Genomic DNA, 11,560 nt, shown 5'->3' on the forward strand with positions numbered 1-11,560 from the left:
AAAGGGAGACAATGACGGATAGAATTCCGTCATCGCCTTAATGGGCCGCGTGAGCGGCGCCCGACGAACCCCACCAGTAGATGGCGGTGAACAGGAACAGCCAGACGACGTCGACGAAATGCCAGTACCAGGCGGCCGCCTCGAAGCCGAAATGCTGGTCCGGCTTGAAGTGGCCCTTCATGGCCCGGATCAGGCAGACGAGCAGGAAGATCGTGCCGACGATGACATGGAAGCCGTGGAAGCCGGTCGCCATGTAGAAGGTCGACGAATAGATGCCGTCCTTGAAGCCGAAGGCGGCGTGGCTGTACTCGAAGGCCTGACAGCTGGTGAACAGCAGGCCGAGAATGACGGTCAGCGTCAGGCCCTGCACCAGACCCTTGCGGTCGTTATGCAGCAGGGCATGGTGCGCCCAGGTCACCGTCGTGCCGGACAGCAGCAGGATCAGCGTGTTGATGAACGGCAATTCCCAGGGATCGAAAGTCTCGATGCCCGCCGGCGGCCACTGATGGTTGATCGCCTCGGTCGGGAATAGCGCGGCGTTGAAGAAGGCCCAGAACCAGGCGACGAAGAACATCACCTCGGAGGCGATGAACAGCAGCATGCCGTAGCGCAGGTGAAGCTGCACGACCGGCGTGTGGTGCCCCTCGACATGGGCTTCGCGGATGACGTCGCGCCACCAGGCGATCATCGTGTAGAGCACGATGAGAAGGCCGGGGACGATCCAGAGATAGCCATGGCCATGGAAGCCGGCGACAGCGCCGAGCGCCAGGACGAAGGCGCCGATGGAGCCGGTGACCGGCCATGGGCTCGGGTCGACGAGATGGTAATCGTGATTGCGGGCGCTGCTGGCGGCCATGTGGTCTTACCCCCTAGTTACGCAGTCGTTGCACATACTCAGTTCACCGATCTTGCGGCGGAGCCGCGATCGGAAACCTGTTTCTCCCCTTCCTCCACGCGGAAGAAGGTGTAGCTCAAGGTGATCGTCGTGACATCCCGCGTCTGCGGATCCTTGAGCAGCTTCGGATCGACGTAGAACGACACCGGCATGTCGACGGTCTGCCCCGGATTCAGCCGTTGCTCGGTGAAGCAGAAGCAGGCGATCTTGTTGAAATACTGTCCGGCCTTGTCGGGCGTGACGTTGAATGCCGCCTGGCCGGTGATGGCCTGATCGGTCGGGTTGCTGGCGCGATAGAAGATCAGCGTCTCCTCGCCCGGACGGACCGTGACCTGGCGCTGCTCGGGCTGGAATTTCCAGGGCATGCCGGGCGCCACGTCCGCGTTGAAGCGGACCTTGACCGTGCGCTCGGTCGGGTCGGTCACGCCAGGCGCCGACTCGGCCCGCAGCGGCGTGCCGGAAAAGCCGGTGACGCGGCAGAACAGGGAATATAGCGGCGCCGAGGCGAAGGCGCCGCCCAGCATCAGGGCGGCGACGGCGCCGCAGATGGCCGCGATGCGCAGATTGCGCCTGCTGCCGGGCTGGCGGCTCATTGCCCACCTCCGGTCATCTTGGCGATGGTGATCAGGTAAAACAGGATCACCAGCGCCAGCAGAACACCGCCCAAAGCATAATTGCGCGCCCTGCGGCGCTTATGGTGGTCGTGAAGAGGCATGGCGCTCATGCTCTCCAGCCCAATCCATGTTCCGCCAGCAGCAGGGCGAAGAGCAGGAAGAGGTACAGGATCGAATAGGCGAACATGTGCTTCGCCGGGCGATCCGTCTCGCTGCGCCAGATGCGCAGCGCCAGCAGGAGGAAAATCGCCCCGAGCAGCGCGGCGACGCTGCCGTAAAGCGGGCCAGCCAGCCCGAGCGCCCAGGGTGCCAGCGTCAGCGGCACCAGCAGCAGGCTGTAGATCAGGATCTGCCGGCGCGTCTCGCGGGCGCCGGCGACGACGGGCAGCATCGGCACGCCGGCGCGCGCGTAATCGTCCGAGCGATACAGCGCCAGCGCCCAGAAATGCGGCGGCGTCCACATGAAGATGATGGCGAACAGCAGGACCGGCATCAGGCTGAGATCGCCGGTCACCGCCGCCCAGCCGATCATCGGCGGGAAGGCGCCGGCGGCGCCGCCGATCACGATGTTCTGCGGCGTGCGCCGCTTCAGCCACATCGTGTAGATGAAGACATAGAAGCCGATGGTCAGCGCCAGGATGGCCGCCGCCACCCAGTTCACCGCCAGGCCCATGACGATGACCGAGCCGACGGCGAGCACGCTGCCGAAGCCGAGCGCCTCGTCGCGGCTGACCCGGCCCTGCGGGATCGGCCGACCGCGCGTGCGCGCCATCACGGCATCAATATCGGCGTCATACCACATGTTGATCGCACCGGATGCCCCGGCGCCGATGGCGATGCACAGCAAGGCGGTGACGGCCAGTGTCGGATGCAGGCTGCCCGGCGCCAGGACCAGCCCGACCAGGCCGGTGAACACCACCAGCGACATCACCCGCGGCTTCAGCAAGGCCAGATAGTCGGCCGGCTGCGCCTCGCGGCAAACCGTTTCGAGGCCGGCAGAGCCGGCCTCGTCGCGTTCCGTGATATAACTCGCGTCCGTCACTGATACTCTCCCGCGGCCCGGAAGGTAAGGCCGGGCCGCCCGGCCTTACGCAATCCGGTCCTACTTGATGACCGGCAGCTTTTCGTACTGGTGGAACGGCGGCGGCGAGGACAGGGTCCATTCCAGCGTCGTCGCACCCTCGCCCCACGGGTTGTCGGCCACCCGCTTCTTGCGGATGAAGGCGTAGATCACCGAGCAGACGAAGAACAGCGTCGAGCCGAAGGCGATATACGAGCCGATCGAGGCGATGTAGTTCCAGCCGGCGAAGGCATCCGGATAATCCGGGATGCGCCGCGGCATGCCCTGCAGCCCGAGGAAGTGCATCGGGAAGAAGGTCAGGTTCACGCCGATGAAGGTGGTCCAGAAATGGATCTGGCCCGCCGTCTCGCTCAGCTCATAGCCGGTCATCTTGCCGAACCAGTAGTAGAAGCCGGCGAAGATGGCGAACACGGCGCCGAGGCTGAGCACGTAGTGGAAATGCGCCACCACGTAATAGGTGTCCTGCATGTAGGTGTCGATGCCGGCATTGGCCAGCACGACGCCGGTCACGCCGCCCACCGTGAACAGGAAGATGAAGCCGATGGCGAACAGCATCGGCACCTTGAACTCGATCGAGCCGCCCCACATCGTGGCGATCCAGGAGAAGATCTTCACGCCGGTCGGCACCGCGATCACCATGGTGGCCGCGGTGAAATAGGCGCGGGTGTCGACGGCGATGCCGGTGGTGTACATGTGGTGCGCCCACACGACGAAGCCGACCACGCCGATGGCGACCATCGCGTAGGCCATGCCGAGATAACCGAACACCGGCTTGCGCGAAAAGGTCGAGATCACCTGGCTGATGATGCCGAAGCCCGGCAGGATCAGGATGTAGACTTCGGGGTGGCCGAAGAACCAGAACAGGTGCTGGAACAGGACCGGATCGCCGCCCATCTCAGGCTTGAAGAAGGCCGTGCCGAAATAGCGGTCGGTCAGCAGCATGGTGATGCCGCCCGCCAGAACCGGCAGCGAGAGCAGCAGCAGGAAGGCGGTGACCAGCACCGACCAGACGAACAGCGGCATCTTGTGCAGGGTCATGCCCGGCGCACGCATGTTGAAGATGGTGGTGATGAAGTTGATCGCGCCCAGGATCGAGGACGCGCCCGCGATATGCATGCTCAGGATCGTCAGGGCGACCGCCGGGCCGGGATGGCCGACATCGGAGCTGAGCGGCGGATAGAGCGTCCAGCCGGTACCGGCGCCGTTGCCGCCGGCCGGCCCCTCCACGAAGACGGAGAGCAGCAGCAGCAGGATCGCCGGGATCAGCAGCCAGAAGGAAATGTTGTTCATGCGCGGGAACGCCATATCCGGCGCGCCGATCATCAGCGGCACGAACCAGTTGCCGAAACCGCCGATCATCGCCGGCATGACCATGAAGAAGATCATCAGCAGCGCATGGCCGGTGACCAGCACGTTGAAGAGCTGATGGTTGCCGCCGAGGATGCCGTCGCCCGGGTTCATCAGCTCGGCGCGCATCAGCACCGAGAAGAGGCCGCCGAGCAGACCCGCCACGATGGCGAAGATCAGATACATCGTGCCGATGTCTTTGTGGTTGGTCGAATAGACCCACCGGCGCCAGCCGGTCGGATGGTCGTGATGGGCGTGATCTGCTTGGGCGTGGGCATGAGCCATGGCGATCTTCCTTAACTTAACCGTTTACTGAGCGTTGCGGGCGTCAGCCAGACGCGGCGAGGACGACTCGCCGTCCAGCGAGGCGAACTGCTTCTTCGCCTCCTCGACCCACTTGGCATAGGCCTCCTTCGAGACGGCTTTCACCTCGATGGGCATGAAGCCATGCAACTGGCCGCAAAGTTCCGAGCATTGCCCATAATAGGTGCCTTCGCGCTCGACGCGGAACCAGGTCTCGTTGAGGCGGCCGGGAACGCCGTCCTTCTTCACGCCGAAGGCCGGCATGGCCCAGGAATGGATCACGTCGGCGGCGGTGACCAGCATGCGCACATCGGTGTTCACCGGCACCACGACCACATTGTCCGTGGTCAGCAGGCGCGGCTGGCCTGGCTTCAGGTCGGCTTCCTGCACGATGTTGGAATCGAAGGTGAAATTGCCGTTGTCCGGATATTCGTAGGACCAGTACCATTGATGGCCGATCGCCTTGATGGTGAGCTGGGCGTCGGGCGACTTGTCGCCGTAATACAGCAGCTTGAAGGACGGCACCGCGATCACGATCAGGATCAGGATCGGCACCACGGTCCAGACCACCTCGACCAGCGTATGGTGCGAGGTCTTGGACGGGACGGGATTGGCCGAGGCGCGGAAGCGCAGCATCACGTAGATCAGCAGCACCAGCACGAAGGCGGTGATCAGGGTGATGATCCACAAAAGCAGGCCGTGGAAATGATGCATCTGATCCGCCACCGGAGTGACGGAGGGCTGCAGGCCGATATGCCAGGGGCTCGGTTGGCCCACGACCTCCTGGGCCAGCGCCGGAACAGCCTTAAAGAGAATGGCCACGACACCAAGCGCCGCAACCCGCAGCGCCAGCCGGCCAGCGCGCGTAAACCAGTTCCACCCCATCGTTTTATACCCTCACTTATGGTCGGACAGAGTCTGTATCTTCGAGGACCGGAACATACACTGTGGCCGCCCCGAGGCACAGTGCCCCACGATTATGCGACGATTTGTCGCTCTGCGTCGTGCCGGGCGGTTTGATCTTAATCATTGATTCGCCTCGCCCTTGCCTACCCGGAATGGTCCCCCTAATCTGCCTTCTCAGGGGGTGCGGGCATGCTTGATCCAGTCCAGCGGAAACTGACCCAGGACATCCTGGATTGGTTGGACCGGCCCGCATTCACGGTAGAATGCGATTCCGCTGACAACTACCATTACGTGTCATGCAACGCCGCCTACTCGGCCCTGACCGAGATGAGCGAAAACGAGCTGGCCGGCCAGGTCTTTTCGGTCGGTTTCGCCCTGGGCGAAGCGGAAAAGCTGCGCATCCTGCTGGAAGCGGCGCGCCGCGAGAACCGGCGCCAGATCGGCTCGACTCTGATTCGCTGGGCGAATGGCTGGCTGTGCCAGGGCCTGACGGTGGCCCCGGTCAGCGACGCCGGCGGCCAGGTTTCCGGCCTGGTGGTGATCGCCGAGGCCAGCACCCCGGAAAAGATGCATCAGGTGGCGCTGCAGGTCGCCGAATACAAGCTGCGCGACTTCGCCGAACTGGCCTCCGACTGGTTCTGGGAAACCGATGCCGAGCATCGCTTCACCTGGATCTCCGAATCCTCCTCGCAGCAGACGAACACCTTGCGCAGCCTCTATCTCGGCCGGCGCCGCTGGGATATCGCCACGCAGAACAACGCCGAGGCCGACCAGCAATTCTGGGACGAGCATCGCCGCCTGCTCGACCGGCATCAGCCCTTCCGCGGCTTCCGCTACTGCTCGATGATCAGCGGCCAGGAAATGTGGATCGAGATCAACGGCAAGCCCGTTTTCGATGCCGAAGGCCGCTTCATGGGCTATCGCGGTTCCGGCCGCGACATCACCGAGCAATACCGGCAGCAACGCCGGATCGAGGTGGCGCTGCGCCAGGCTGAGGAAGCCAGCCGGGCGAAGAGCCAGTTCCTCGCCAATATGAGCCATGAGCTGCGCACGCCGCTGAACGCGATCATCGGCTTCTCCGAAATCATCCGCGACCAGATGTTCGGCTCGGTCGGCGTGCCCCGCTATGTCGATTACGCGCGCGACATCAATGCCTCGGGCACCCATCTGCTGGCGCTGATCGGCGACATCCTCGACATGTCCCGCATCGAGGCGGGCTATTACGCGCTCGACGAAAAGGCTGTCGACCTGTCGGCGGTGATCGAATCCGCCCTCACCATGGTCCGCCCCCAGGCCGAGCGCGGCGGCATCACGCTGCGCAACCTGTCGCCCGACAACCTGCCGAAGCTGCGCGCCGACGAGCGCGTGGTCAAACAGGTGCTGATCAACCTGCTGGGCAACGCCGTGAAGTTCACGCCGGCAGGCGGCACCATCGATGCGATCTTCCGCCAGTTGCCCGACGGCAGCCCGTCGCTGATCGTGGTGGATACCGGCATCGGCATCGCGCCGGAACGGCTGGAACAGATTTTCGAGCCGTTCCAGCTCGCCAAGGCCGAAGTCGCGCGCCAGCATGGCGGCACCGGCCTCGGCCTGTCGATCAGCAAGCGCCTGATGGAGCTGCATGGCGGCACGCTGGCGATCTCCAGCACCCTCGGTCACGGCACGCAGGCGCAGATGACCTTCCCGAGCTGGCGCCTCCTGTCCGATGGCGGTCAGGACTGGCAGCCGCCGCCCGAGGCGGCCGCTGCCGCCCCGGCATCGCCGGCTGCGGCACCCGCCGCAGCGAAGCCCGCGGACAAGGCGGCGGCAGATAAAGCGGTCAAGCCAGCCAAGGCGGGCAAGGCGAACAGACAATCCGCCGAAGAAGATCCTGCCCTCGCGGACGCCGGCTCGACGCTGCGCAGCCTGCTCGAAACCATGGGCGAAGGCGTCATCAATATCGACAACCGCGGCACGATCGTCGCCATCAGCGATACCGGCGCCCATGTCTTCGGCTACAAGCCCAGCGAATTGATCGGCCAGAGCGTCAATATCCTGATGCCGGAGCCTTTCCGCTCGGGGCATGACAGCTACATCCAGAATTATCTCACCACCAAGCGCGCGAAGATTCTCGGCCTCGGGCGCGATACGCTCGGCCGCAAGAAGTCGGGCGAGATATTCCCGATCCATCTGAGCGTCGGCGAATTCCACAACGGCACGGAGGTCGGCTTCATCGGCATCTTCCGCGATATCTCCGACCGCCGCGACGTGGAATTGCGGGCCGAGTTCGCCAGCCGCAACGATCCGCTGACCGGCATTCTCAACCGCAGCAGCTTCATCGCCGAGACCGAACGCATGCTGAGCGCACAGCACCGGCTGGATGGCGGTCTATGGGTGCTGTTCAACCTCGACATGGACGGCTTTCGCGACATCAATGAGGGTTTCGGCTATCACATCGGCGACACGGTGCTGAAAAGCACGGCCGACCGGCTGGCCGATGTCCTGCCGCGCGAGGCCCTGGTCGGGCGCATCGCCGCCGATCAGTTCGCGGCGCTTGCCGCCGTCAACGATCTGAACAACGCGTTGAATCTGGCGCAGGCCCTGCACGGCCAGCTCACCAAGCCGCTCGCCATCGACGGCCGGATCGTGCCGCTGAAGGTGAGCATGGGCGCCGCGATCGTCGACGATCCGGGCGAAAAGATCGGCGATGCGCTGGCCAAGGCCGAACTGGCGATGAAGCTGGTACGCGCCGCCGGCGGCGATGCGACCCGATTCTACAGCCCGGAAATGACCCGGGCGGCCGAGCGGCGGCTGCGGCTGACCATGAATCTCGATGCCGCGGTGGAGAATGACGAGTTCCACCTCGTCTATCAGCCGGTGGTGGAAGCCGCCTCCGGCGCGATCTGCGCCATGGAAGCCCTGCTGCGCTGGCGCCATCCGGATCTCGGCGCCATTTCGCCCTCGGAGTTCATCCCGCTGGCGGAGGAGACCGGCAGCATCATCCAGATCACGCGCTGGGTGTTCAGCAACGTCTGCAAACAGCTTCGGCAATGGCTGAAGGATGGCGTCGAGCCGCGCCGGGTTTTCGTCAACGTCTCCGGCCAGCAATTCGTGCGCGACGACCTGCCCGGCTATTTCCGCAAGCTGCAGAACGAAGAACCGGGGCTGATCCCGTTCCTGGGCATCGAGATCACCGAGCAGGCGGCGATCCAGAATATGGAGGCGACTGTCGGGGCGATCCGGGAACTGGCGGAGATCGGCGTCGATGCGGCGCTGGACGATTTCGGCACCGGCTATTCCTCCCTGAGCTATATCCAGCGGCTGCCGATCCGCAAGATCAAGCTCGACCGCGCCTTCATCGCCGATCTGCCCGGCAACAACCGGGATATCGCCCTCGTCCGCGCCATGGTCGGCATGGCCAACGGTCTGGACCTGCCGGTCGTCGCTGAGGGCGTCGAAACCGCCGCCCAGCGGGATTTCCTGCGCGGGGTCGGCTGCAGCGAATTGCAGGGTTACCTGATCAGCAAGCCGGTGCCGGCGGAAGCCATGACGGCGCTGCTGCGCAAGAGCGAACGCCGCCGGCGCTGAGGCCGGTCATCCGTCGCTGTAGAAATCGTCATCGTCAGCCTGAAGGTCAGCCCTTTGCTTTGGCCAGATTCAAGGCCACGGCCGCGCGGATCAGCGCCTGCAGCGCCTTTTCGTCGATCCTGTCGCCCTGCCGGAGATCGATGGCCCGCCGCGTGCTGCCATCGAGGCTGGCGTTGAACAGCCCGGCGGGATCCTCCAGCGCAGCGCCCTTGGCGAAGGTCATCTTCACCACCGCCTTGTAGGTCTCGCCCGTGCAGACGATGCCGGCATGCGACCAGACCGGCACTCCGCGCCACTTCCATTCCTCGACGATTTCCGGATCGGCCTGTTTGATCAGGCGCCGTATCCGGGCCAGCGTCTCGCCCCGCCAGTCGCCCAGCTCCTTGATCCGCGCGTCGATCCGTTTCGCGGCGGGCATGCCGTCCGGCGCGCCGGTCTTGCTGCCCGTCTTGCTCCCGGTCTTGTTCATGGTGCTCACTCCCGTATCCCCGCCCCCGGATCGCCGCGCCGTCTCTCTCTATCTGGCGGAAGTCGACTTCCGCTACAACGGTCGCTCAATCGACGACAATGCCCGCGCCGTACCGCCCGGCAAGAGCTCGGAAGGCAAGCGCCTGACCTATCGGCGGACTTACAACGCCTAAGCCGATTGCCCCGGCTACGGTGCGTCGCCGATTTATTACGCTTTGGCCGTCCAGCTTTTGCAACGCTCGCGGGACTCTTAGCCGCGTTCCCCTTAGGCTTATGCGGGGTCGGCGGGGTCTGAACCATGCGCTTCAGAATCTCATCGTGCTTTGCATCATCGGGGGGGATTTGGCATGGCAAATGATCCGAATAGCGTTCGATTAATCTCGACTCTTCGAGAGCGCCGGCCTGTCTATTATCTTGTACCTGTTTCACTCTGTTCATTCAAATATATATTAGGAATATTTTGATTGACTCGCCCGGGTATGTTCCTACATTATTCCATCTCTTGCTCGAAACGTCGGTCCCGCCATGCCCCTTTTGCCGTTCCAGTCCCGACCGGAAGACACCGCGCCCCCACTGGCGCCACCCGGCCTGGCCAGCGGGAGGCAACCGGCCTTCCCTCGGCCTGCCATCGGCTTCGCCTGGCGCGGCATCGGCGTCCAATCGGCATCGCACCGGCTCGCAACGGGCCGCAATTGGCTCCGAATGGGCTGCAATTGGCTCGCAACTGATGCGAGGGCGGACGGAGAAATCGCGAAAATCCGCCTTCCGTTTACCGGACGAAGGCTTATCGGGCTGGGCGCCGTATTTCCGGGCGCTGTATTTTCCGAACGCCGCGCGCCATATACTCGCGCGGTGAGGCTTGCCGGCTGGCTGAACTGCCGGCGTTGGACTGGTGACGGAGTGTTGAGATGACGGTGACTTCCGCGGCGCAGGATTTGTTCTTCACCCGAGCCGGCCTCGATCGCCCCCGCCTGGAAACGCTGGTCAACGACGCGCTGCACGGCGCCGATGACGGCGAACTTTTCCTGGAATACAGCCAGTCGGAAAGCCTCGGCTACGACGACGGACGCCTCAAGGCGGCCAGTTTCGACATCAGCCAGGGCTTCGGCCTGCGCGCCGTCTCGGGCGAGCAGACCGGCTATGCCCATGCGTCCGAACTGAGCGAGGCGGCGATCAGGCGCGCCGCCGCCACGGTGCGGGCGGTCCGCGCCGGCCATGGCGGCGTGATGAGCGCATCGCCCCAGCCGACCAACCGTCACCTCTATGGCGAGGACAACCCGCTCAACGAAATCCCCTTCGAGAAGAAAGTCGAGCTGCTGCAGGCGATCGACGCCTATGCCCGCGCCAAGGATCCGCGGGTGCGCCAGGTTTCGGTCTCCCTCGCCGGCTCCTGGCAGGCGGTGGCCATCCTGCGCGCCGACGGCGTGCTGGTGGAGGATATCCGCCCGCTGGTGCGGCTCAACGTTTCGGTCGTCGCCGGCCAGGGCGACCGGATGGAAAGCGGCAGCCGCGGCGCCGGCGGCCGGCTCGGCTATGCCCAGTTCTTCGATCCCGCCCATTGGCAGGCCGAGGTGGACGATGCCCTGCGCCAGGCTTTGGTCAATCTGGAATCGGTTCCGGCCCCGGCGGGCGAAATGAATGTCGTGCTGGGTCCGGGCTGGCCCGGCGTGCTGCTGCACGAGGCCATCGGCCACGGGCTGGAGGGCGATTTCAACCGCAAGAAGACCTCCGTCTTCGCCGGCCTGATGGGCCAGCAGGTCGCGGCCAAGGGCGTGACCATCGTCGATGACGGAACCCTCGAGCGCCGCCGCGGCTCGCTGACCGTCGACGACGAAGGCACCCCGACCGAATGCACGACGCTGATCGAAGATGGCATTCTGAAAGGCTTCATGTATGACCGCATGAATGCGCGGCTGATGGGCAGGGCCTCGACCGGCAACGGCCGGCGGCAATCCTTCGCCCATAACCCGATGCCGCGCATGACCAACACCTACATGCTGGCCGGCGATCGCGATCCGGCGGAAATCCTCGCCGGCGTCAGGAACGGCATCTACGCCGTCAATTTCGGCGGCGGCCAGGTCGACATCACATCGGGCAAGTTCGTGTTCTCCTGTACCGAAGCCTACATGGTCGAAAACGGCAAGGTCGGCGCGCCGATCAAGGGCGCCACGCTGATCGGCGCCGGCGCCGAGGTGCTCAAGAAGGTTCAGGCGGTCGGCAACGACCTCAAGCTCGACACCGGCATCGGCACCTGCGGCAAGTCCGGCCAGGGCGTACCGGTCGGGGTCGGACAGCCGACGCTGCTGATCGGTGGATTGACGGTGGGCGGCACCGCCAAAGCCGCGTAATATCGACATCCGGTACGACGGAGGAGGACCC

At 64.6% G+C, this 11,560-nt stretch carries 10 protein-coding genes; 3 read left to right on the top strand and 7 right to left on the bottom strand.

Features of this window, described 5'->3' with window-relative positions:
* Positions 1 to 37: 37 nt before the first annotated feature.
* From VF194_RS14665 to coxB, 6 genes are all read right to left on the bottom strand, one after another.
* Positions 38 to 856 carry a cytochrome c oxidase subunit 3 gene (locus tag VF194_RS14665; RefSeq protein ID WP_330891922.1) on the bottom strand — a complete coding sequence of 273 codons (819 nt, stop codon included), beginning with the start codon at positions 854 to 856 and terminating at the stop codon, positions 38 to 40.
* A gap of 38 nt (positions 857 to 894) precedes the next feature.
* Entirely contained in the window at positions 895 to 1,488 is a 594-nt protein-coding gene (locus VF194_RS14670) for a cytochrome c oxidase assembly protein (RefSeq protein WP_330891923.1), read from the bottom strand.
* Positions 1,485 to 1,610: a hypothetical protein gene (locus tag VF194_RS14675; RefSeq protein ID WP_330891924.1), complete on the bottom strand. Its 126-nt coding sequence runs from the start codon at positions 1,608 to 1,610 to the stop codon at positions 1,485 to 1,487. Before VF194_RS14675 ends, VF194_RS14670 begins: the two co-directional genes overlap by 4 nt.
* A 5-nt stretch (positions 1,611 to 1,615) precedes the next feature.
* Positions 1,616 to 2,533, bottom strand: a complete 918-nt coding sequence (locus VF194_RS14680; protein WP_414656113.1) for a heme o synthase — start codon at positions 2,531 to 2,533, stop codon at positions 1,616 to 1,618.
* Between the two features lie 78 nt (positions 2,534 to 2,611).
* The gene (gene ctaD / locus VF194_RS14685) at positions 2,612 to 4,222 is read right to left on the bottom strand and encodes a cytochrome c oxidase subunit I (RefSeq protein ID WP_330891926.1); all 1,611 of its coding nucleotides are present in this window, start codon (positions 4,220 to 4,222) and stop codon (positions 2,612 to 2,614) included.
* Between the two features lie 24 nt (positions 4,223 to 4,246).
* Positions 4,247 to 5,062: a cytochrome c oxidase subunit II gene (coxB, locus tag VF194_RS14690; RefSeq protein ID WP_330891927.1), complete on the bottom strand. Its 816-nt coding sequence runs from the start codon at positions 5,060 to 5,062 to the stop codon at positions 4,247 to 4,249.
* Between the two features lie 273 nt (positions 5,063 to 5,335).
* Between coxB and VF194_RS14695 the strand changes: the two genes are divergently transcribed.
* Complete coding sequence (locus VF194_RS14695) at positions 5,336 to 8,713, top strand: EAL domain-containing protein (protein WP_330891928.1); 3,378 nt, start codon at positions 5,336 to 5,338, stop codon at positions 8,711 to 8,713.
* A 46-nt stretch (positions 8,714 to 8,759) separates the two neighbouring features.
* Here the strand turns inward: VF194_RS14695 and VF194_RS14700 are convergent, their stop codons facing one another.
* A complete protein-coding gene (locus tag VF194_RS14700; RefSeq protein WP_330891929.1) occupies positions 8,760 to 9,182 on the bottom strand; it encodes a DUF1801 domain-containing protein in 423 nt (140 codons plus the stop codon).
* Here VF194_RS14700 and VF194_RS14705 point away from each other — a divergent pair.
* Positions 9,181 to 9,354, top strand: a complete 174-nt coding sequence (locus VF194_RS14705; protein WP_330891930.1) for a hypothetical protein — start codon at positions 9,181 to 9,183, stop codon at positions 9,352 to 9,354. The genes VF194_RS14700 and VF194_RS14705 overlap by 2 nt on opposite strands.
* Before the next feature lie 735 nt (positions 9,355 to 10,089).
* A complete protein-coding gene (tldD, locus tag VF194_RS14710; RefSeq protein WP_330891931.1) occupies positions 10,090 to 11,529 on the top strand; it encodes a metalloprotease TldD in 1,440 nt (479 codons plus the stop codon).
* The last annotated feature ends 31 nt before the right edge of the window (positions 11,530 to 11,560 follow it).

Origin of the sequence: Ferrovibrio sp., from assembly GCF_036381655.1 — a bacterium.
Classification (GTDB): domain Bacteria; phylum Pseudomonadota; class Alphaproteobacteria; order Ferrovibrionales; family Ferrovibrionaceae; genus Ferrovibrio.